Source organism: Moorena sp. SIO4A1 (genome assembly GCF_010672065.1).
GTDB lineage: Bacteria > Cyanobacteriota > Cyanobacteriia > Cyanobacteriales > Coleofasciculaceae > Moorena.
Window position 1 is genome coordinate 1 of sequence record NZ_JAAHHX010000086.1, and the last position, 22,353, is coordinate 22,353.

Below are 22,353 nucleotides of genomic sequence, written 5' to 3' on the forward strand. Positions count from 1 at the left end.
GTAGTCGAAACCGCCATATCCATCTCGAAGTGCTCCTTCGGGTGGGGACGTAGCTTGAACCCTAGCTACATTGGGAGATTTCGGAATCTCCACTTCCTTGAGCGTCTTTCATCGGTCGCCCTTATCCGAACATGATATAATGAGGTAAACAAGATTTTTTACCAATTCCGTACCCTCTTGATTAAGGGATTCCTCTTGTGACATACTCCCACACTGAATCGTAGATTACAGTGTGGGCTTCTTACCAACTCCACCTACTGGTATCGGCTTTCGCCTCCGCTGCGCGAACGGATACTCGGTAAGCTTTATTTCCGACGGGATGCCCCACCGCCAACTTCAAAACATTTTTTGCCGCATTTACATCACGATCCTCGGTGTAACCACAGGAATGACAGGAATGGATGCGGTCTTTTAATTTCTTGGGAACTTTTGTTCCACAATTGGAACAATTTTGGCTGGTATTTCGGGGGTTTACTGCAACTGTGACCAAACCAGCATTTATGGCCGTAGGCCACGCTACGCGAACGGCTTTGCTTGATAATATAGACAGAAATTGACCCCATCCAGCGTCTAGTACGGATTTAGCTAGTTTAGTCCTAGCCAAACCTTTGATGTTTAGCTTCTCATGAGCAACCAAGTCATGGTTATCTAGTAAACTTTTAGCGGTCTTAAAATGAAAATCTTTTCGAGTGTCAGCAACCTTCTTATGAGCTTTTCCCAGTTTACCTACAGCTTTCTTTCTGTTGCTACTACCTTTCTTTGATCTACTGACAACTTTTTGAATTTTTTTTAGTCGTTTTTGAGCCTTCCGGTAGTACTTAGGAATTGGTACCTCTGAACCATCAGACTTAACTAAGAAAGCCTTGAGACCCATGTCTATGCCAACAGGATTTGATACTTGCTCTATTGGGAGCACTTCAGGGACAGTATCATCCTGTAAAGACAAAGTTACATAATAACCGTCAGCCTTTCGAGTAACCGTAGCAGTCTTGATCTTGAATCCATCCGGAACTGGCCTGTGGTAGACCATTTTAACCCATCCGAACTTTGGCAGATTCAATTTATTTCCCTGAATAGGGTTTTTAGAGAAAGCAGAAAAAGTCAAAGATTTGTAGCTGTTTCTACTCTTGAACCTGGGTCTCCCACTCCTCTTTCCGTTAGAGTCACCTTTTAAGTACCTTTTAAAAGCTAGGTCTACCCTCTTGACGCAATCTTGCAATACATTAGCATGAATAGCTTTGTACCAATGTCTGTCATTCTTTAGCTGAGGGAGAGTCTTTTTTTGGGAAAAGTAATCAGGATTATTTCTTAGCTCTGGTAAGTAACAGGTCAAAGGACAGGAGTTAATAGAGCAGCGGTTTTGTTCATACCAATTGAATCTATCAGCAAGTAAATAGTTGTACTGGTGGCGCAACATATCTAACCACCTCTCTATTTCTAATTCTTGTGACTTGGTTAACCTCAACCGATATTGGTATGCCGTTATCATTGACTTCTCCTGTTTTTCGACCTATTATTAGTCTAACAATTGTAGCGACAGGTGTCAACCCAATATGAAAACTCAAAAGCTTGTAGTTAGAGTTACCGAATTCGAGAAAAAGCAGTTACAAGAAGAGGCTGACAGGAGGGGGATGACTTACTCCGAATTACTCAGAAGCTTTATAGCTCGCCTCCCCACTCCGAAAGGCTCTGTGCAAAATTCCTCCCTGGAGACGAAACCTTAGATAGTGGAGCTTTATTACAAAAGATTTAACCCTTTTGCGCATAACCGACTAATCATAAAAGCTCCACTATCTTACGGTAACTTTAAGCACTCATACTACGTATTGAGATGTGGGGCTCCTTTTGCCGGATTGCTGACTTCCCTACTCCCTACTCCCTACTCCCTACTCCCTACTCCCTAGGACGAAAGTCCCTCACCGATTTGAGAACTGCTATTAAATTATATTAACTGTGTTCAAAAAACTTAAAATTCCTCAAACCCTTGCTGTTCTAAGATCCGAAGTTACCTGTGCCCTTGTTTAAGGTTATTATGTCAATTGTCTCAGATTGACTTCATGGTACTCTCAGATTTTGGCATAACAATTGGCGTGGATAGTGAGCAGAAGCAGATTGGGCTATGAAGAATTCAGTGCGAGCTTCTGAATTAGGACTCAAATGGGTTGACCAGGCTAGACGCCTGAAAAGATGGAACAAAACCGCAGAAGTTTGGTGTAGCAGTGCCTTCACCTCTAGGGCAACCTTAAACCGATTTTGGGCCAGACAACCGATTCGCTGTGACAACTTCATTGCTATTTGTAGTGCTGTAGGGGTTGATTGGGAAAAGGTTGTTGAGCCAGATCAGATTAAGCGAGATCAAATCAATAACGGCAAGAGTCCCAATCTAGCTCAAATTAGACGTGTTGATTGGGGACAAGCACCAAAGCTAAGAGATTTCTACGGTCGTACTGAAGAACTCAACACCCTACAGCAATGGATTCTTCAGGACAACTGCCGCCTGGTGACACTTCTAGGGATGGGGGGAATTGGTAAAACCTCTGTGGCTGTGACCTTAGCCCATCTTCTGGAAGATAAATTTGAGTTTGTGATTTGGCGCACTCTACGCAATGCCCCTCCCCTAGAAGAACTGCTGGCAGACCTGATTCAATTTCTGTCTCGACAGCAGGAAACCAATTTACCCTCCTCTGTGGATGGCAAAATTCTGCGATTGATTCAGTATTTACAACGGGGGCGTTGCTTGCTAGTTCTAGATAATGTTGAGTCGATTCTGCAAAGTGGCGATCGCACCGGTATTTATCGAGAAGGATATGCTGAATACGGTGAGCTGCTCAGAAGTATTGGTGAAACCGCCCACCACAGCTGTCTATTACTGACGTCTCGGGAGCCACCCCAGGACTTGATTATCCTGGAGGGGGAAAACTTACCCATTCGCTGCTTCCCACTCAAAGGGTTATCAGACACCGATGGACAGGAAATCCTGAAGGAAAAAGGAAATTTTGCTGGGGATGACACCCAGTGGCTGACCGTGATTGAGCACTATGCTGGCAATCCTTTAGCCTTAAAAATGGTGGCTTGTGTGGTCAGAGACTTTTTTTATGGCAATATTGCTCAGTTCCTGAATTTTTTAAAGCAAGGCTCATTCATTTTTGATGATATTCGGGATTTGCTAGACCGGCAGTTTCAGCGCCTGAGTGCTACACAACAAGACCTGATGTACTGGCTAGCTATTAATCGCGAACCGGTTTTTTTTAAGGAGTTGGAACAGGACGTTGTCTGCCACCGATGCGCTCCTGACATTTTACAGTCTTTAGGGTCTCTACAACGGCGCTCATTAATTGAGAAAACCTCGGCTGGGTTTACCCAACAACCTGTAGTGATGGAATACATGGTTAATCGATTAATTGAGCAGATTCCTGAGGAAATTACTAGTCAAAATTTTGCTCTGTTGCGCACTCACGCATTAGTCAAAGCCACTGCCCCTGAGTATGTTTGGGATACTCAAGTGTGTCTAATTCTCGAACCGATTATTGAGAGATTACTCGCCAGTTTTGGTTGCACAGAACAGCTCACCAATCACTTGCTAGAAATTATCTCAATGGTGCGCTCCCCAACTTCCACGGTTAAACAAATAACTCAATATACTGCATATATCTGCGGCAATATAATTAATATACTGCGCCAATTACAGGTGGATTTAAGCAGCTATGACTTTTCTAATCTAACAGTTTGGCAAGCTAACCTACAGGGGATTAAATTACACAATGTCAATTTCGCCCATGCTGACTTAACCAGCTCATTATTTACGGAAACCTTAGGAAATATTTTATCAGCAGCATTCAGTCCAGATGGTAAAGTATTAGCAACCTGTGATACAGATTGGAAGGTTCGCCTTTGGCAAGTACCAAGCGGTAAACTAGTTTTGATGTGTGAAGGTCACACCAATTTGGTACGGGACCTTGCTTTCAGCCATGATGGTAAAATTTTAGCTAGTTGCAGTGCGGATCACACCGTTAAGTTTTGGGATGTCAGTGATGGTAAGTGCTTAAACACTTGTACCGGACATAGTAATGAGGTATGTTCAGTCGCTTTTAGTCCAGATGGTAAGACCCTAGTTACTAGCAGTGGCGACCACACCTTGAAAGTCTGGGATATCAAAACTGCAGAATGTCTCAAAACTTGCACCGGACATAGCAGTTGGGTTAGATCCGTTGCCTTTAGTCCAGATGGTAAGACTATAGCCAGTAGCAGTGATGACCACACGGTGAGATTCTGGGATAGTGGCACTGGTGAATGCCTGAACACTGGCACTGGACATAGGGATTGCGTTGGGTCAGTGGCATTCAGCAGTGACGGGAAAACCTTAGCCAGTGGCAGTGCCGACCACACGGTGAAGTTTTGGGAGGTAAGCACAGGTCGCTGCTTAAGAACTTACACAGGACATAGTAGTGGTGTCTACTCAGTGGCCTTTAGTCCAGATGGCAAAACCCTGGCTAGTGGCGGTGGCGACCACATCGTTAGGCTCTGGGATACTAGCACCAATGAATGTTTGAAAACCTTGCATGGACACAGCAATCAGGTATTTTCAGTGGCCTTTAGTCCTTATGGAAAAACCTTGGTTTGTGTGAGTTTAGACCAAAAGGTGAAGCTGTGGGATTATCAAACCGGTCAATGCTTGAAAACTTGGTATGGACATACGGATTGGGCAATGCCCATCGCGTTTAGTAGTGACGGTCACACCCTGGCTAGTGGCAGTAACGACTACACGGTGAGAGTATGGGATTATGATACTGGTAGCTGCATCAGAACTTTGCCCGGACATACTGACTTTGTCTATTCAGTGGCATTCAGTAGTGACAGGAAAACCTTAGCCAGTGGCAGTACAGACAATACGATCAGGCTGTGGGATGTCAGCACAGGTCGCTGCATGAGAACACTGCATGGCCATACTGATTGGGTATTTTCAGTGGCATTCAGTAGTGACGGGAAAACCTTAGCCAGTGGCAGTGCCGACCACACGGTCAAGCTGTGGGATGTCAGCACAGGTCACTGCATCAGAACGTTTCAAGAACATACCGATAGACTATGTTCAGTAGCATTCAGTAATGACGGGAAAACCTTAGCCAGTGGCAGTGCCGACCACACGGTGAGGCTATGGGATTGTGAGACCGGAAGCTGTGTAGGAATTTTGCGCGGACATAGTAATCGAGTCCACTCGGTCGCCTTTAGTCCCAATGGTCAGCTCTTGGCTAGTGGTAGTACAGACCACACGGTGAAGCTGTGGGATATTGGTGAGAGTAAGTGCTGCAAAACCTTGATGGGACATACCAATTGGGTATTGTCAGTTGCTTTCAGTCCCGATGGGAAAACCCTAAGCAGTGGCAGTGCTGACAAAACGGTCAGACTTTGGGATGTTTCCACAGGGGAGTGCCTTGACATTTGCACCGGACATAGCCATCTGGTCTCTTCAGTCGCCTTCAGTGTAGATGGTCAAATTATGGCCAGTGGGTCTCAAGACCAAACCGTAAGACTAAAGGATGTAGAAACAGGGGAGTGTTTGAAAATTCTGAGAACTCCTAGACTCTATGAAGCTATGAATATTACTGGAGTTAGAGGGTTAACTGAAGCACAGAAAGCAACTCTGAAAACGTTGGGGGCGATGGGATGAAGTTAGAAGTTAGAAGTTAGAATTTAGAATGTAGAATTGAGAATTGAGACTTGAGACTTGAGACTTGAGACTTGAGACTTGAGAATTGAGAATTGAGAATTGAGACTTGAGACTTGAGACTTGAGACTTGAGACTTGAGACTTGAGACTTGGATTTTTTTTCAGGCTTCAGGCTTCAGGCTTCAGGCTTCAGGCTTCATTATTCATTCTTAATTCTTAATTCTTAATTCTTAATTCTTAATTCTTAATTTATTCCATGAATAATGACCAATCAACGTGCAGACTACGATAATCCATGGAAAGAGGCAATTTCCTTATATTTCCAACCCTTTATGGCATTTTTATTCCCCGAAATTGAGGAAAATATTGACTGGGACAAAGGCTATGAATTTCTGGACAAGGAATTCCAACAGATAGCTCGGGATGGGGAAATTAGCACTAGGGAAGCAGACAAATTAGTTAAGGTTTGGCGCAGGGATGGCCAGGAAACCTGGGTATTAATTCATGTGGAAGTCCAAAGTCAATACGAATCCGTGTTTGCTGAGAGGATTTATGTGTACAATTACCGCATTTTTGACAAATATCGGCGTCAAGTAGTCAGTTTAGCTGTTTTAGCTGATGAAAGCAGATCCTGGCGACCGAATGAATACAGTTACACTATTTGGGGGTGTGAGGTGTTGTTGCGCTTCCCGATTGTGAAACTGCTGGATTATTCGTCCCAGGTGTTGGAAGAAAGTAACAATCCGTTTGCTGTAATTGTGGCAGCTCATCTGGCCAATCAGCAAACTAAACAAGATGTTGAGCAACGATATCAGATTAAATTACGAGTTGCTAAACGTTTGTATCAACGGGGCTATGGCAGGCAAGATATCCTAGAGTTATTCCGGTTAATTGATTGGCTAATTAGTTTACCGGATAACTGGCAAACCGGCTTTACAGAAGAAATTAGACGTTATGAACAGGAGAGTAGTATGCGTTACGTTACTAGTTTTGAACGCCTTGCTCGTCAAGAGGGGGTTATACAAAAGGGTCGAGAATCTTTGCTGGAAGTACTTCGGGTTCGTTTTGAAGATGTGCCTAGGGAGTTGGTGGAAACAATCAACCAAATTAAAGATGACTCGATGTTGACAATGTTGCACAGACAGGCAATTACCATTGCTTCTGTAGAGGAGTTTATGGTTGTGGTTAATCAGCAGCTAGCTTCTGGTGAGCAAAGTTCTTAGGTGCGCTTGACCCATTAAGAATTAAATTCGCCACGGGTCGCACCTCAGGATACTTAAAATTTGATAAATTCTTGGAATGGTGAATTTAGAATGAAGAATTAATAATTTAGAATTGGAAATTTATAATTACAAATTTATAATTCTTCCTTCACCATTCTGCCTTCTCAATTCTACATTCTTCATTCTTTAAACTTTAACCTTTGAGCAGAGTCGATTCAATAAATCCTTTGGAATTGCTTCAAAATTTTCTAATAGAAAGTCCATTAACGCGAGATGATGTAAGGAATCGACACTGGGAGATTTATAGCGAGCACCTTGGGCGAGCCAGGAGTTTACAGCGTAAGTTGAGCGGTAGCAGATGTTACCGATGTCTTCTTGGTTAACTTGCCATTTGCCATAAAACTCTTGGGGGGTCATGGACAATGGGCAGTAGCTGTATAGATCGATCAGGATTCGCTCTCGCTCAGTGATGGGACGAGGATAGGAATGTGGGCGTGTGGATTGGCTCCTGGCAAGTTGGGCAAGGCGGTCTAGGGCTCGCTGACACTTAATCAGATGGTCATTTGAGCGATTTGTTGGCATGATATAGTTACCTCACACATAGCTTGTGACTGGGGACTAGAGCCGCGCTTTAGCGTGCAACTGGGAAGCGCGGCTCTTTGTCCACAAATGCTAGGGAAATATTGGACATCTTTATTATTACTAATATCTCGGGAAATGTCAAGGAAAATTTTAAAATTGCAATATTTTTTTACAATTACAAAAAAATGTTTAGTTTGGGGTTTTATCTATAAATAATATGTAAACAATCAGCAGTCATCAGTCAGCTATCAGCTATCATAAATAGCTTACAATAATATCAATTGTTTGAGGTAATTTATTCCTGGTTTTTAGGGAACTGATAGCAACGATTAAGGAGTAGTAAATCCCTACTCCCTACTCCCTACTCCCTACTCCCTATTCCCTATTCCCTATTCCCTATTCCCTATTCCCTATTCCCTATTCCCTATTCCCTATTGCTGGTAATCTCTCTAATTGCTGCTAAATTGGGATAGGGTAATACACTATCCATGGCTAGCCAAAGTAAGTACTCGATATTTCCGGCGGGGCCAGTAATGGGAGAGGAGATTAATCCTTTGTACTGCCAACCCAGCTGTTTGGCGGATTCTAGAACGTTTGCGATCGCATCCGCACGGTGATTGGGGTCCCTGACTACTCCCTTTTTCCCGACACGGTCACGACCAACTTCAAACTGAGGCTTGACTAGGAACACTACCTCACGGGGAGGGGATAGCAGTTGCCACAGAGCAGGAAGAATTTTGGTTAAGGAAATAAAGGAGACATCCACTACCCCTAAATCAGCATAGACTTGACCCTGATTCGGGACTGGTGAAACACCGTACAAGTCGGCTGGCTGAAGATAGCGTAAGTTAGTACGTTCTTTCAACACCACCCGCTGGTCATTGCGCAGACTCCAGGCTACTTGTCCATATCCCACATCAACACCATAAACCTGTTTTGCTCCAGCTTTTAGCAAGCAGTCGGTAAAGCCACCGGTGGAAATGCCACCATCTAGGCAAATGCGTCCGTTTACTGAAATTCCAAATACCTCCAAGGCTTTGGCAAGTTTTTGCCCTCCTCTGGATACAAAAGGGGGTTTCTCTTTGACCTGAATCTGAGCGGTGGTCTTAATTTCAGTGCCTGGCTTATCTAATATTTGTCCATCTACCATGACTTCACCCGCACGAATCAGCACCTGAGCTCGCTGTCGTGATTCACACAGGTTACGGTCTACTAATAATTTGTCGAGTCGTTGTTTAACCAATGGGATTGGAAGGTTAGGAGGTTAGGAGGTTAGGAGGTTGAAGGTTGAAGGTTGAAGGTTAGAGGGTTTGAAGGTTGAAGGTTGTAAGGTTGAAGGTTAGGAGGTTGAAGGTTAGGAGGTTGAAGTTAGTGCGTAGGGTGCGTTAGGGAGGGGCGAGCCCTAATTTTCCGCCTCGTAGCCAGTGTTGGGATAGCCCGTCCCGTAACGCACCGCCACCTTTGGAATAGTCCGCCTCGTAGCCAGTGTTGGGATAGCCCGTCCGATTGTAACGGGCAAGATGCCCATTCCACCCACCGGGTCAAACAGCAAACATGAGATTCACCCTTCCCAACAGCCTTATCCCTAGTGACTGCACTTGTGATCTGTTTGCAGTCTACCACTGAGATACTGTGGTTTGGGTTGTTGTGTGACTTTCGCTGGTGCAGAAACTAGAATCGAGTACTAAATGCGATCGCGTAGCGTAGCCCAAAGGCTATAGTCACCCAGTCCCATCACTGAGTCGAACGTACCTAAGCCAATTCATGGATGTTCATTTATTTTATCAGAGTTAATCTGGATTACAAATAATTTTTCTGTATTTGTTCCTTGTATTCCTAGTTAATCTCGCCTATTTTTCACTCAGTAAGATATGGAATCTATGTCTGCTTTAGCTATTGTCACTCTTGCTTTTATCGGTACGAAAGCTGCGGAAACTACAGTAGAAAAGTTCACTGAGGCAGCCCTATAAAAAGTTAATCTACTGCGCCATAATATTATTGATAAGTTAAGTAGTAATCCCAGGGCTGAATTAGCTTTACTAGCTGCTCAAGATGGTTCACAGGCTGATGTACAGGTTGTATCTGACTATTTGCAAGAGGCGATGGCAGAAGATTATCAATTTGCTCAGGATATTCAAGCATTAGCAAGAGAAATCCATAATTTGAACCAAGTGGAAGGGGAAAATTGGCAAGTATCTGGTGGTGAAGTCAATTACAACAAGGTATCTGGTGGTGAAGTCAATAACAACAAGGATAATAAATCTCCTGTGATTCAAGGTGGTAGTGGTCATACAGTAACCATTAACTACAATAATCCTCCGGAACATTAGCCGAAGTCGCCTGGGGAGCAGGTTAAACAAATCCAAATTATCAATTATTACCATTACCAAAAGGAAAGCAGCACTACTCCCAAAGATTTAGATCAATCTACAGCAAGTGACAACCTACCATGCCCTTATCAAGGGTTGTTTCACTTTAGTCCCAAGGAAGCGGAATATTTCTTTGGGCGTGATGTTTTTATAGAAGAACTATTCCAAGCGACTCAAACTCGTAACTTTATTCCCGTATTGGGGGCATCAGGTAGTGGAAAATCCTCTGTAGTTCTAGCGGGATTAGTGCCGAAATTAGTAAAAGCCGGACATTGGCAATTTACCCATTTTCGTCCTGGAAAAGACCCTTTTCTGGCTCTAGCTCAAGCCTTGGTTCCTCTCTACGTGCCGAACCTGGATGAAACTGACCGCATGGCTCAAGCTCGTAAATTAGCGGGATATTTTCAAAATCGTACAGTTCTATTATCCGATGTCTTTGCCACAATTCATCAGAATCATCCTAACCATAGAATTTTACTAATTGCTGACCAATTTGAAGAACTCTACACCCTGTGTAGGGATCAGAAAACCCGTCGTCTATTTCTCGATACCCTCTCCAACACATTTCAATCTTGCCCTGAACAATCTTCTTCATCAACGGTGTTAGTAACCACCATGCGGGCAGATTTTTTAGGGAATGTGTTGTCCTATCCTCCCTTAGCAGATGTCTGGCGCAAGGTGAATGTTCAAATCCGTTCCATGAATCCAGAGGAACTCAGAGACGTAATTGAAAAGCCAGCCCAAAAAGTAGGGGTTAGTTTTGAAAGCGGACTGGTGGAACGCATTCTCAAAGATGTGGATAAAGAACCAGGGAATTTACCTCTGTTGGAATTTGCCCTAACTGAACTTTGGAAAAAACGCACCAGCAAACAATTAACCCACCAAGCCTATGAAGAAATCGGTGAAGTTTCTGGTGCTTTAACCAGCTATGCTGATCGGGAATTTAGTAAACTTCAGCCAGAGGAACAAGAACGGGTAAGGCGGATATTTATTCAATTAGTACGTCCCGGTGAAGGTACAGAAGATACTAGACGAGTCGCCACCAAAGTAGAATTAAAGGAGACCAACTGGAAATTAGTTAAACGATTAGCAGATGCCCGGTTAGTGGTTACCAGTCGCACCGTTGTCACCAGTGCTAAAAATGCTGAACAAGAAACCGTGGAGGTAGTTCATGAGGCTTTAATTCGTAACTGGGGGCAACTGAAAGCATGGATGGAAACAGACCGAGAATTCCGTGCTTGGCAAGAAAGAATCCGAGCTACTATGGGTCACTGGCAGGAGATGAACCGGGATAAGGGACTGTTATTGCGGGGAGCTGCTTTAGTCCAGGCACAGGAAAAACTTAAAGAACGTCGGGAGGAACTATCCGAAGCTGAAGAAGAGTTTATTGGCTTGAGTCAGAAATACCAAAAACGCCAGTTTCAAAGCATTATAGGATTTGTAACAATAGTATTTGTAGCAATTTCTGGACTAGCAGTAGTTGCTGTTTGGCAAAGGGATGAGGCACTTATCGCTGAAAACAATGCAAATCTCAAAGCTGACATTGCAGGGTTAAAGTCTCGTTTAGTCTCAGGAGAGGAAACCTTAGATGTTCAGTTGGATGCAATTGAAGTAAATCAAGAATTGCAGGAAGCAAAGAAACCAACGACAGATATTTTGATAGCAGGTGCAAACTTGCTACAAGAGGCTCTCTCTCAACCAAGAGAGATTAACCGTTTGACTGGCCATCAGAGTGATGTCCGTCATGTCACCTTCAGCCCGGATGGGAAATACCTCGCTTCTGCTAGTAGTGACAGTACCGTAAAATTGTGGACAGCACAGGGGAAATTAGTGGACACCTTGAGTGGCCATCAGGGTGAGGTCAATCATGTCAGCTTCAGCCCAGATGGGAAATACCTCGCTTCTGCAAGTAGTGACGATACCGTGAAATTGTGGACAGCACAGGGCAAATTGCTCGACACCTTAACTGGCCATCAAAGTTCGGTCACTCATGTCACCTTCAGTCGAGATGGTAAATACCTCGCTTCTGCTAGTGGGGACAATACCGTGAGATTGTGGACAGCACAGGGCACATTGCTGCACACCTTAACTGGCCATCTCAGAGAGGTCTATCATGTCACCTTCAGTCCGGATGGTCAATACCTCGCTTCTGCTAGTGGGGACAAGACCGTGAAATTGTGGACAGCACAGGGCAAATTGCTCGACACCTTAACTGGCCATCAGGCTTGGGTCAAGCATGTCACCTTCAGTCCGGATGGTCAATACCTCGCTTCTGCTAGTGGGGACAAGACCGTGAAATTGTGGACAGCACAGGGCAAATTAGTGGAGACCTTGAGTGGCCATCAGGGTAATGTCAATCATGTCACCTTCAGTCCGGATGGGAAATACCTCGCTTCTACAAGTTATGACAAGACCGTGAAATTGTGGACAGCACAGGGCAAATTGGTGGAGACCTTAACTGGCCATCAGGGTAATGTCAATCATGTCACCTTCAGCCCGGATGGGAAATACCTCGCTTCTGCTAGTGGGGACAATACCGTGAAATTGTGGACAGCACAGGGCAAATTGGTGGACACCTTAACTGGCCATCAGGCTTGGGTCAATCATGTCACCTTCAGTCCGGATGGTCAATACATCGCTTCTGCTAGTTATGACAATACCGTGAAATTGTGGACAGCAGAGGGGAAATTGGTGGACACCTTGACTGGCCATCAGAATTTTGTCACTCATGTCACCTTCAGTCCGGATGGTCAATACCTCGCTTCTGCTAGTGGGGACAATACCGTGAAATTGTGGACAGCACAGGGCAAATTGCTCGACACCTTGACTGGCCATCAGAATTTTGTCAATCATGTCACCTTCAGCCCGGATGGTCAATACCTCGCTTCTACAAGTGAGGACAATACCGTGAAATTGTGGACAGCACAGGGCAAATTGCTGCACACCTTCACTGGCCATCAGGGTAATGTCAATCATGTCACCTTCAGTCCGGATGGTCAATACCTCGCTTCTACAAGTGAGGACAATACCGTGAAATTGTGGACAGCACAGGGCAAATTGCTCGACACCTTGACTGGCCATCAGGATTTTGTCACTCATGTCACCTTCAGCCCGGATGGTCAATACCTCGCTTCTACAAGTTATGACAAGACCGTGAAATTGTGGACAGCACAGGGCAAATTGCTCGACACCTTGACTGGCCATCAGGATTTTGTCACTCATGTCACCTTCAGTCGAGATGGTAAATACCTCGCTTCTGCTAGTTATGACAATACCGTGAAATTGTGGACAGCACAGGGCAAATTGGTGGAGACCTTGAGTGGGCATCAGGGTGAGGTCGATCATGTTACCTTCAGCCCGGATGGTCAATACCTCGCTTCTGCTAGTTGGGACAACACCGTGAAATTATGGACGCAAGAGGGCAAATTGGTGGAGACCTTAACTGGCCATCAGGGTTTTCTCACTCATGTCACCTTCAGCCGAGATGGTAAATATCTCGCTTCTGCTAGTAGTGACAATACCGTGAAATTGTGGACGCAAGAGGGGCAATTGGTTGGAACCTTGAGGGGGCATCAGGGTAATGTCAATCATGTCACCTTCAGCCAAGATGGTAAATATCTCGCTTCTGCTAGTTTGGACAAGACCGTGAAATTGTGGAACTTTAACCGAGATGAACTCCTTAAATACGCTTGTAAAGGGGTGAATGACTACCTAAAAAATCACCCTTATGTTAGTGAAAAGGAGCGCCATCTTTGTGGGGTGGAAGCTTCTGCAACAGTTTTACTTTTACAAGGGGAAGAATTAGCAGAGAATGGTAAGATTAATGAGGCGATTACTCAATTTGAAAAAGCCTTAGAACTTGACCCTAGTTTAGAGTTTGACTCTCAGACAAGAGCAAGAAAACTTGCAGCAAAATTTTTTGTTAGTGAAGGGGAAGAATTAGCAGCTCAAGGTAAAGTTGATGAGGCATTATCAAGCTACAACAAAGCTCAAGAACTAGATCCTAATTTAGAAATTTCTGCCAATTCTTGGAATGCACTCTGTTGGGATGGTAGCCTGTATAACCAAGCTGATAAAGTAATGTTTGCCTGTGAAAAAGCTGTTGAACTCGCACCAGATGAAGGATATATACAGGATAGTCGGGGTTTGGCTAGGGCCTTAACAGGTAATATTAAAGGTGCGATTGAAGACTTTGAGGTGTTTATCGCCTGGACAGATAATGAGAAGGAGAAAGCACAACGACAGGGTTGGGTTGACGCTCTCAAGAATGGTGAAAATCCTTTTACAACAGAGGTGTTAGAAAGTTTACAAGAAACCCGATACCCGAAAGCCCCGTCTCTTTAGAGCGGGGATGAAGGGTCGCAGCGGTCTTTAGCCGCCGTGAGAAATATTTCTGAAATAATCCGGAGTTTTACTCCAAGTATGGTAGAATAAAATAGAAGCGGTAGAGGTCGATAACCGATGATCATTCTTGAGTTTAAAGCCAAAGGGAAAAAGTCTCAGTACTCAGCCATAGATGAGGCTATTCGGACAGTTAAATTTATCCGAAACAGCTGTATCCGTTTGTGGATGGATAACAAAGGGACGAATAAATTTGACCTTAGTAAGTACAGTAAAGTACTGGCTCATCAATTCCCTTTTGCTAATGAGTTAAACTCTACAGCCCGTCAGGCTGCGTCGGAAAGAGCATGGTCATCGATTGTCCGCTTCTATGACAACTGTAAGAAAAAAGTACCTGGAAAGAAAGGGTTTCCCCGTTTTCAAAAGCACTGTAGATTCGGCGTAGCCGACGCTGCGCGAACGGTTGAGTACAAACAGTCGGGATGGAAACTATCTCCTGATAAGAAGTCAATCACCTTCAGCGACAAGAAAGGCATAGGGAAGCTCAAACTCAAGGGCACTTGGGATTTATGGCGCTTCGACAAGAAACAAATTAAGCGGGTTCGGATAGTCAAAAGAGCTGATGGCTACTATATTCAATTCTGCGTTTCAGTTGACGTAGTTGAGGAATTGGAACCATCTAAAAATACCATTGGCTTAGATGTGGGGCTTAAGGAGTTTTACACTGACTCTGACGGCAACTCTGAACCCAATCCCCGGTTCTATAGAACTGGAGAGAAGCGACTAAAGTTTTATCAGCGCCGGGTTTCCCGGAAAAAGAAAGGCTCATCCAATCGTAGGAAAGCCATTAACAGATTAGGTAGACAACATCTTAAAATAAGTAGGCAACGCGAAGAGCACGCAAAGAGACTTGCGCGCCGTGTAATCCGGTCTAACGACTTGGTCGCCTATGAAGATTTAAGAGTCAAAAACTTAGTTAAAAATCACTGTCTTGCCAAGTCTATTAATGATGCAGGTTGGTATCAATTCAGAAAATGGTTGGAGCATTTTGGCAATAAGTTTGGCCGGGCGACCGTAGCAGTTAATCCTGCCTATACAAGCCAAAACTGTTCTGAATGTGGCGAAGTAGTCAAGAAGTCACTATCAACTAGGACTCACGTCTGCAAATGTGGTTGTAAGTTAGATCGTGACCACAATGCCGCTATCAATATCCTGAAAAGAGCCTTGGGTACGGTGGGGCACACCGGAACCTGGATCCTCGATCCAAACACTTCGGGAGATTTGGCCTCTACTGTTCTTGGTTCCGGCCAGGTTCAGCAAGCCGAATCGTTGAGCGAAGAATCCCCGCGTCTTTAGACCGGGGAGTGTCAAGGTAATAGTAAGCGGTCAGTGGTCAGCAGTCAGCGGTCAGCGGTCAGCTATCAGCCGTCAGCTTATGCGCTATGGACATGCTTAGATTTACGTCGTCCCAGCGTCGAAGCCTGTTCCACGAAAATATTGATAACGGGCATCTTGGTGGAATGGGCATCTTGGTGGAATGGGCATCTTGGTGGAACTGGCATCTTGGTGGAATGGGCATCTTGGTGGAACTGGCATCTTGGTGGAATGGGCATCTTGGTGGAACTGGCATCTTGCCAGTTTCATGCTTATTTTGGGGCGGGCAGGATGCCCACTCTACTGTTATTGATCCGGCGGGCAGGATGCCCACTCTACTGCTATTCATTCTTTTCCCGATTCCCCAAAATCACAAAACCCCGCAAAAATAAACCTTGCAGGGCTTCATGATATTCTATTTGGTGGCGGGAGGCGGATTTGAACCACCGACCTTCGGGTTATGCGTACCAACTACAACTTTCGTTGCCTGGATCTTCCAGTTTGTGGTCTGGACTGTCCCTTCACCCTCGCCTTAAACGTTAGGGTGCCTGCCTAACCAGTCTCTACACCTTCTCCTTTTCGGAGCTTGGCTCGGGATTACCTCGCTACAGGCTTCCCCGAATTTGACAGGTAAACACACGGAGATTTATCTTCGTGCCGCCCATGCTCAAGCTCGCTATTAAGCGTCTAGCTAACTTGATTGTTGAGCCCGACGAGCTACCAGGCTGCTCTATCCCGCGTCGTCTTTTTAAGTATAACACCTAATTTCCAAATGTGGCAAGGGGAAATTGAAAATTTCTCAAATTAGTTCTATCAGTGCTCTGGGAGTAGGGAGTAGGGAGTAGGGAGTAGGGAGTAGGGAATCGGGAATCGGGAGTCGGGAGTCGGGAAAATACAAGCGGGGTGTGGGGAGTAGGGAGTAGGGAATCGGGAATCGGGAGTCGGGAGTCGGGAATCGGGAATCGGGAAAATACAAGCTCGGAGCTATTGGCCCTATTGCTAGCATGCCTATTGCCTTTTTTGCCAATTCCCATATTGACAACCGAGATACAAAAGCTATACAGCGTTTTTCATAACTATCTTCCCACTTCCGACTTCCCTCTTACCTGCTCCCTGCTCCCTGCTCCCTGCTCCCTAAAACCCAAGAATTTGTACCTGACCGAATTGAAAACCGCTATAAGCTCACCCCTCAAGGCATAGATAACTCACCAACCACTTCTAAACGTTTGTATTTACTGAGATTAATAAACATCGACTCCAAGGTATCTGCCACCGAAGGAGTAATCCAAGCCATTTGCTTAAGTAGGGCAATGGCTGCAGCATACTTAGCAGATTTTGCGCCATCGAGGACTTTAATGGCTAGACCCATATTCTGCCCAACGCGACCGATACATTGAACCCCTTGTGCTCCCGATTTACTGACCAGTTCCCCTTCGGATAATCGCATCAGTTCTGTATCAAATCCCCCATCCCCGGACACCATCTGGGGATGACTGATCATGGCGCGCACAATACGCTCCATGGCCAGATTATTACCAGAAGAGAGCAGAGCGTACAATAATGCCATTTGCCGTAGCTGTAAAAAATAAGTCGGAGCGCCACAGTCGTCGTGAGCCAGAATTAACTCTTGCTCCGGCATCTGTAGCAGCTCCGCTACTTGGCTTAAGATTAACATTTGCACGGGATGATTATACTCCAAATAGCTCTTGATTAGCCACTGCCTTTGTTGACAAACAGCCAACATTCCAGCATGTTTACCAGAACAGCAATGCTGGAGTGAGCTTTCCTTACCTGGGGGAATGGGACACTGTAGTGCTGAGGGGTCAACATCACAGCGCCAAAGAATATTAAAGACCTGCCTTACCTGCTCCATCGTGCCGTGATGGGAACTACACATAATAGCCAAGTCTCGGTCGGTGAGATTGTAACGCTCAAGGGTACCTGTGGTAGTTACCGCTAAGGCTTGGAAAGGTTTGAGTGCAGAGCGAATAAATGTTGAGGTTTCTGGGTTACCCGCAACATATAACATCCGTCCCCGGTCATCACAAACAACCGCTTGAGCTGAATGAACTGATTCGATAATGCCTTCCCGTAGTAAACGGACTTCTAAGGCTCGTGTTTGAGTACGTTTTCCCCTGGTCATGGATTAGACTTAAAGCTACCCTATAGCTTAGTTGGAGCAATCGAGCTAGGTGGCTGATAACACATGCCAAATTATGTTGCCACCAATCACGACTATAATCAAAAATCCGAACGTCCAGTGTAAACGTCGCAAAATTGGTTGGAGTTCATAAGAAACAATTAAGCGATCGCGAGCCAAAATTTCTGGAGTTTTTGTCCAGGTTTGACCGTCATACCAGCCTGACTCCTCGTAGACTATGGTTTCTCTGATCAAGCGATCGCCTACATAGAACCAACCCAGGTATAACCGCAGCAAAGTTAAAATCAAGAAGATACTTGCTCCTGCTCCACCACAGAGCAGAAACTTGATTATAGCTTTTTGGGGTGGAAAACTCACGGCTGCTATCGGCCCTGAAATCAGCCAGCTCAACCCCCAAACCCACGCCAGCTTGATCACATAATTTGGTAGTTCCAGCCTTGCCCAGTTAAAAAACCAAGATTCTTTTAGTTCTTGGTATTCATTTATGGGTTGCTGCTCTTCTGGAACAGGACATACATAAACAGGAGATTTCATGATTATTCTTTTGTGAGTGCTGCAATTAGGATGCCTGAAACTCAATCTGCTCCGCGTGGCCCCAGAATGCTTCGAGATTATAGAACTTCCGTTCTTCAGGCAGCAAGATATGGACAATCACGTCACCGTAATCTTGAAGTATCCAGATTCCCTCTGCTTTTCCTGCTGTTCGCACAGGTAAACGGTTCCATGCCTCTTCTACTTGCTGTTCAATCGACTGAGAGATTGCCCTGACCTGTACCCTAGAAAACCCGGTCACAATTACAAAGTAATCTGTGATGTACGATACCTCTGACACCGACAGAATCACAATATCTGCACCCTTGCGGTCATCTGCTGCTTGAGCAACGGTTAGTGCTAACCCATAGCTAGCATCCTGGTGTTCGGTATCAGGGGTTACTAAGGTGGAGGGCTTATTATTTTGATCTCTCATTAAGCGTTTGATTCCTCGCTCTACAAAACAATCTGTTCTAATAGTAATTAAGTTTTCTTGTGGTTAATCACTTGCTGTACAATTCTTTTCATTTCTTTTCGTTGCTTCTTCATTTGATACTCACACTGCTATTGACGAAACGTTCCTGAAAGCTAGGCACATGGGACTTTAGGCATTTACACAATCTGTCTTACAGTCTCTTTTAGCTGTTGTCTTCCTGGACATCTGTTGCGCCCAGTTTCGAGTCAATATCATACGTTTGTGAATGGGACGAGGACTCTCTAGCAGGAATTTTAACGAGTAGTCACAGGCTAACCAAACAGTCTTGTATAGGTCTTGCTTAGAGAGATTTCGTAAGGTTTGTAAATCCGGTGTCTCACCACGACCTGGCTCAATCGTATCAGCAATAAACACCACACAACTGAGGGGTGTCATCCCCTCACGTCCTAAAGTATGAAGAGCGATCGCTTGCAATACTGCTTCATCTTTGACTCCAAATTGCTCTTGGGCAACAATAGCACTGACATCTGCATGCAATAAGTGAGGCGCGGCTTCACAGACTGGATCGACTTCTATGGCATTATCTCTAGCCATTTGCAACAAGCGCTCAGGCTTAAAGCATTTGGCTAGGTCGTGCAACAACCCTGCTTGAGCTGCCTGCTGAGCATTGATATGATGAAGCTCAGCGAGTTCAACGGACATTTGTTCAACTCGCAATATATGCTGTAGCCGAGAAGACGGCACATTATCTGCTAACCAGGTTAACACCTGATCACGCATCACCTTAAAAAGCTCCTAAGACATGTAATTGGTAACAGTCGCTAATTCTTTTTTTAATAAAAATTTAACAACTTTTTTTAAGCTAGCGGACACTAATCGATATTTCTATTAAAACATTTTCTCAAGACTTTAGCAAGAAAATGTTAAAGGAAAGGGAGTAGGGAGTAGGGAGTAGGGAGTAGGGAGTAGGGAGTAGGGAGTAGGGAGTTGTGGAATGAGCATCTTGCCCGTTCCAATTTTCAGGCGGGCAGGATGCCCACCCCACTCATATTCATTCCGCCCCTCAGCAATGCCTGATAGCTGACGGCTGATAGCTGAATGCTTACGAAAAATTCTCACAATTGATTTAGGATTGCTATAGTAATCATTTAAGATTGCTATAGCAAGAAAACCTTAGCCATCAGCTAAATCGGGAAACACTTCTCGGACTGCTGGATGAACCAACTGGTGATTCTGGACATTAACGCCCTTGGCTAGAGCGGGATTATTTTCCAGAGTGCTCAACCCCTGATTGGCCAGACTGAGTACGTAGGGGAAAGTACTATTGTTTAGAGCCACAGCTGATGTACAGGGAACAGCTCCAGGCATATTAGGCACCCCATAGTGAACGACACCCTCCTCGATATAAATGGGATTGGTATGGGATGTGGGTCGTAATGTTTCAATACAGCCTCCCTGATCCACAGCAACATCTACAATCACTGAGCCAGTAACCATTTGTTTGACCAGAGAGCGCGGGACTAAAATGGGAGCACGACGACCAGGGACTAACACTGCCCCAATCAACAGGTCAGCATCAGTAACAGCCGCTTCAATTTCTGCTGAATTGCTGTAGAGGAGTTCAATTCTTGAGCCAAAGATAGTTTCTAAATAACTCAACCGTTGAACATTAATATCAAAAATCTGTACTCTCGCTCCCATCCCCACAGCGATTTTGGCGGCTTCTGTACCGACAACTCCGCCACCAAGAATTACCACCTTACCTGGTTTAACTCCGGGAATACCGCCTAACAGCACCCCTCTTCCCCCCTGCTGACGCTCCAGAAATCTGGCTCCAAATTGTACGGAAAGACGACCAGCAATAATGCTCATCGGGGTTAGCAGCGGTAGGGTGTGGTCTGGGAGTTCTACTGTTTCATATGCGATCGCAATCACCCCCGATTGCAGCAACTGCTCGGTTAAAGGGCGGTCAGCGGCTAAGTGTAGATAAGTAAACAACAGCTGTCCTTTTTGAAGCAAGGGATACTCTGGCGCTAGGGGTTCTTTGACTTTGACTACTAGTTCCCGATTCCAAGCCTCAGCCGCGTCTAAGACAATTTTGGCTCCCTGACGCTGATAGTCTTCATCGGTAAAGCCAGCACCAGTGCCAGCATTAGTTTCAATGAAAACTGTATGACCCGCTTCTTGTAAAACCCTGACACTACTGGGGGTTAATCCCACACGAAATTCCTGATCTTTCGTTTCTTTGGGAACACCTATTTCCATGCTTTTACCTCTTTAGCGTACTGGTGCTGTATTTAAATATGATCTAAATGTTAAAATTAGTAAAGTTAACAAAACTCGCGGAATTCCCCACCCTCTTCCAGGGTGTTGAAGTTACCGTAAGGATAGGGTCGCCTTTATGGTTAGTCGGCTATGCATAAAAGAGGTGCGACCCGTGGCGAATTTAATTACGGGTCAAGCGCACCTTTGGTTAAAACTTTTTGATTAAGGCGACCCTATCTATCGGTTTCGTCTCTAGGATGGATAGCGAGACGACAACTTTTGATGACAAATCATCACGGTTCATGTTAGAATAAAGATGGTTGCTGACCCGCCTGACTGACTAAAAGGCTACCTTACAAATGGTCTAATATCCTATCAGTTTTTAGGCCATTAGGTGTACAAAGTACTAGCAGAGCTCAGGGAAGAGACTTGCCCCGGCTGGTTAGCCATAGTGCTGTAATTCCAAGGTGAGTCTGTCGAGTAAACTATACGTCTGCGGAAGGCGGATGTCTGCCTGTGGACGCTGAGTAAGACCGTATTGCAGCTTGCTGTTTGAGGCATCGGCGGATGAAACGGGAAACCCGAAAGACGAATAAGACCGTCCCTGATTGAGTTGAGAATGCGAGCAATCCCATGGCCGTAGGCCACGCTACGCGAACGCATTCTCAGCGAAGCAGGCTAGGGTACTTCACGTAACTCCACTATAGCTTGGCAACTTTTATAACTATGACGCAACCCCAACCCTCTAAAGTCCCTCAAGTCCAGTCACCTAAGTTTGGGTTTAATGATTACGCAGAACGCTTGAATGGTAGAGCTGCCATGATTGGTTTTATTTTGACTTTGGCAATTGAATACTTTACTGGTCAAGACTTATTAACCTGGTTAGGCTTACAGTAAAACTACTCCCAGAGTCGGTCAGTGGGAGAGTCGGTCAGTAGGAGAGTCGCTGAAGCTACTGGCCTGCTCCTGTAAGCGCTTTTAGGAATAGCCGCTCTGATGGTCTCAAAGCTTGGCATAATTAATCTTGAACTTCCCGGTTGCTCTGGGGATGTCGAAGAATTATATATATCTCTCTCAATAACAGTAGACCTCTTGCATAAGTCTCATCAACCGTGGGTGTTGACAAGGCAAAAGGCAAAAGGCAAAAGGCAAAAGGGATAGATTTTGATTTCATATTTATTTTTGCAAGAGGTCTAGTGAAGTCCTCCAACTAAGTTAGTGCTCTAGTTGGGCACTTCTGACCAAAATAATGGGTCTCAAGCCTTGCCCTTTTAGGGCGGCTTTTCCAGAATTTATTAGAAAAAGGTGTATAATATATTAAGTGTGTAGCCTAGCACAGGTAGGATTCGTCGGTACTACCTCAATTAATAACGACGTAAAGCGATGCTAGTACACGAGGCGCGAAAA

The 22,353-nt window shown here is 45.0% G+C and carries 18 protein-coding genes; 8 read left to right on the forward strand and 10 right to left on the reverse strand.

Going from position 1 to position 22,353, the window contains the following annotated elements; genetic code table 11:
- Positions 1–241 precede the first annotated feature (241 nt).
- Positions 242–1,489: a transposase gene (locus F6K53_RS31575; protein ID WP_293083423.1), complete on the reverse strand. Its 1,248-nt coding sequence runs from the start codon at positions 1,487–1,489 to the stop codon at positions 242–244.
- 630 nt (positions 1,490–2,119) lie between these two features.
- Between F6K53_RS31575 and F6K53_RS31580 the strand changes: the two genes are divergently transcribed.
- Together F6K53_RS31580 and F6K53_RS31585 are read left to right on the forward strand one after the other, a co-directional pair.
- Positions 2,120–5,665: an NB-ARC domain-containing protein gene (locus tag F6K53_RS31580; RefSeq protein ID WP_293071386.1), complete on the forward strand. Its 3,546-nt coding sequence runs from the start codon at positions 2,120–2,122 to the stop codon at positions 5,663–5,665.
- A gap of 262 nt (positions 5,666–5,927) precedes the next feature.
- Positions 5,928–6,887 carry a transposase gene (locus F6K53_RS31585; RefSeq protein WP_293020177.1) on the forward strand — a complete coding sequence of 320 codons (960 nt, stop codon included), beginning with the start codon at positions 5,928–5,930 and terminating at the stop codon, positions 6,885–6,887.
- Positions 6,888–7,073: 186 nt separating this feature from the next.
- Here F6K53_RS31585 and F6K53_RS31590 read toward each other — a convergent pair whose 3' ends face one another.
- Positions 7,074–7,469: a hypothetical protein gene (locus F6K53_RS31590; RefSeq protein ID WP_293071387.1), complete on the reverse strand. Its 396-nt coding sequence runs from the start codon at positions 7,467–7,469 to the stop codon at positions 7,074–7,076.
- Between the two features lie 424 nt (positions 7,470–7,893).
- Positions 7,894–8,712 (reverse strand): TlyA family RNA methyltransferase, encoded by an 819-nt coding sequence (locus tag F6K53_RS31595; RefSeq protein ID WP_293020179.1) that lies wholly within the window; start codon positions 8,710–8,712, stop codon positions 7,894–7,896.
- A gap of 859 nt (positions 8,713–9,571) precedes the next feature.
- On the opposite strand from F6K53_RS31595, the gene F6K53_RS31600 reads away from it, so the two are divergent.
- From F6K53_RS31600 to F6K53_RS31615, 4 genes are all read left to right on the forward strand, one after another.
- A complete protein-coding gene (locus F6K53_RS31600) occupies positions 9,572–9,799 on the forward strand; it encodes a hypothetical protein (RefSeq protein WP_293071388.1) in 228 nt (75 codons plus the stop codon).
- A 135-nt stretch (positions 9,800–9,934) separates the two neighbouring features.
- Complete coding sequence (locus tag F6K53_RS31605) at positions 9,935–14,182, forward strand: WD40 repeat domain-containing protein (protein ID WP_293071389.1); 4,248 nt, start codon at positions 9,935–9,937, stop codon at positions 14,180–14,182.
- A gap of 117 nt (positions 14,183–14,299) precedes the next feature.
- Complete coding sequence (locus tag F6K53_RS31610; protein ID WP_293071390.1) at positions 14,300–15,535, forward strand: transposase; 1,236 nt, start codon at positions 14,300–14,302, stop codon at positions 15,533–15,535.
- Positions 15,536–15,568: 33 nt separating this feature from the next.
- Positions 15,569–15,964 (forward strand): hypothetical protein, encoded by a 396-nt coding sequence (locus tag F6K53_RS31615; protein ID WP_293071391.1) that lies wholly within the window; start codon positions 15,569–15,571, stop codon positions 15,962–15,964.
- Between the two features lie 388 nt (positions 15,965–16,352).
- Here F6K53_RS31615 and F6K53_RS31620 read toward each other — a convergent pair whose 3' ends face one another.
- Positions 16,353–16,559: a hypothetical protein gene (locus F6K53_RS31620; protein ID WP_293071392.1), complete on the reverse strand. Its 207-nt coding sequence runs from the start codon at positions 16,557–16,559 to the stop codon at positions 16,353–16,355.
- 5 nt (positions 16,560–16,564) lie between these two features.
- Between F6K53_RS31620 and F6K53_RS31625 the strand changes: the two genes are divergently transcribed.
- Positions 16,565–16,753: a hypothetical protein gene (locus tag F6K53_RS31625; RefSeq protein ID WP_293071393.1), complete on the forward strand. Its 189-nt coding sequence runs from the start codon at positions 16,565–16,567 to the stop codon at positions 16,751–16,753.
- Here F6K53_RS31625 and F6K53_RS31630 read toward each other — a convergent pair.
- The 6 genes from F6K53_RS31630 to ald all read right to left on the reverse strand — a co-directional run bounded on the left by F6K53_RS31630 (position 16,743) and on the right by ald (position 20,946).
- On the reverse strand, positions 16,743–17,696 hold the full coding sequence (locus F6K53_RS31630) for an asparaginase (protein ID WP_293043910.1): 954 nt from the start codon (positions 17,694–17,696) through the stop codon (positions 16,743–16,745). The genes F6K53_RS31625 and F6K53_RS31630 overlap by 11 nt on opposite strands.
- 45 nt (positions 17,697–17,741) lie before the next feature.
- Positions 17,742–18,248, reverse strand: a complete 507-nt coding sequence (locus F6K53_RS31635) for a CGLD27 family protein (RefSeq protein WP_293020192.1) — start codon at positions 18,246–18,248, stop codon at positions 17,742–17,744.
- A 25-nt stretch (positions 18,249–18,273) separates the two neighbouring features.
- Positions 18,274–18,681 carry a ribosome silencing factor gene (rsfS, locus tag F6K53_RS31640; RefSeq protein ID WP_070392641.1) on the reverse strand — a complete coding sequence of 136 codons (408 nt, stop codon included), beginning with the start codon at positions 18,679–18,681 and terminating at the stop codon, positions 18,274–18,276.
- Between the two features lie 168 nt (positions 18,682–18,849).
- A complete protein-coding gene (yqeK, locus tag F6K53_RS31645) occupies positions 18,850–19,461 on the reverse strand; it encodes a bis(5'-nucleosyl)-tetraphosphatase (symmetrical) YqeK (protein WP_293020286.1) in 612 nt (203 codons plus the stop codon).
- A 129-nt stretch (positions 19,462–19,590) separates the two neighbouring features.
- Entirely contained in the window at positions 19,591–19,800 is a 210-nt protein-coding gene (locus F6K53_RS31650; protein WP_293020196.1) for a hypothetical protein, read from the reverse strand.
- A gap of 54 nt (positions 19,801–19,854) precedes the next feature.
- Complete coding sequence (gene ald, locus F6K53_RS31655; protein WP_293020198.1) at positions 19,855–20,946, reverse strand: alanine dehydrogenase; 1,092 nt, start codon at positions 20,944–20,946, stop codon at positions 19,855–19,857.
- Between the two features lie 726 nt (positions 20,947–21,672).
- Between ald and F6K53_RS31660 the strand changes: the two genes are divergently transcribed.
- Positions 21,673–21,843, forward strand: coding sequence for a hypothetical protein (locus F6K53_RS31660; RefSeq protein WP_293071394.1), 171 nt, complete (start codon positions 21,673–21,675; stop codon positions 21,841–21,843).
- Positions 21,844–22,353 lie beyond the last annotated feature (510 nt).

Bases quoted from the DNA above. Each gene is read 5' to 3' on its own strand.
- F6K53_RS31600 (WP_293071388.1), top strand. From the start codon at position 9,572: ATGGCAGAAGATTATCAATTTGCTCAGGATATTCAAGCATTAGCAAGA.
- F6K53_RS31575 (WP_293083423.1), bottom strand. From the start codon at position 1,489: ATGATAACGGCATACCAATATCGGTTGAGGTTAACCAAGTCACAAGAA.
- F6K53_RS31590 (WP_293071387.1), bottom strand. From the start codon at position 7,469: ATGCCAACAAATCGCTCAAATGACCATCTGATTAAGTGTCAGCGAGCC.
- F6K53_RS31630 (WP_293043910.1), bottom strand. From the start codon at position 17,696: ATGACCAGGGGAAAACGTACTCAAACACGAGCCTTAGAAGTCCGTTTA.
- rsfS (WP_070392641.1), bottom strand. From the start codon at position 18,681: ATGAGAGATCAAAATAATAAGCCCTCCACCTTAGTAACCCCTGATACC.
- F6K53_RS31620 (WP_293071392.1), bottom strand. From the start codon at position 16,559: ATGCTAGCAATAGGGCCAATAGCTCCGAGCTTGTATTTTCCCGATTCC.
- F6K53_RS31585 (WP_293020177.1), top strand. From the start codon at position 5,928: ATGACCAATCAACGTGCAGACTACGATAATCCATGGAAAGAGGCAATT.
- F6K53_RS31580 (WP_293071386.1), top strand. From the start codon at position 2,120: ATGAAGAATTCAGTGCGAGCTTCTGAATTAGGACTCAAATGGGTTGAC.
- ald (WP_293020198.1), bottom strand. From the start codon at position 20,946: ATGGAAATAGGTGTTCCCAAAGAAACGAAAGATCAGGAATTTCGTGTG.
- F6K53_RS31660 (WP_293071394.1), top strand. From the start codon at position 21,673: ATGACGCAACCCCAACCCTCTAAAGTCCCTCAAGTCCAGTCACCTAAG.
- yqeK (WP_293020286.1), bottom strand. From the start codon at position 19,461: ATGCGTGATCAGGTGTTAACCTGGTTAGCAGATAATGTGCCGTCTTCT.
- F6K53_RS31610 (WP_293071390.1), top strand. From the start codon at position 14,300: ATGATCATTCTTGAGTTTAAAGCCAAAGGGAAAAAGTCTCAGTACTCA.
- F6K53_RS31635 (WP_293020192.1), bottom strand. From the start codon at position 18,248: ATGAAATCTCCTGTTTATGTATGTCCTGTTCCAGAAGAGCAGCAACCC.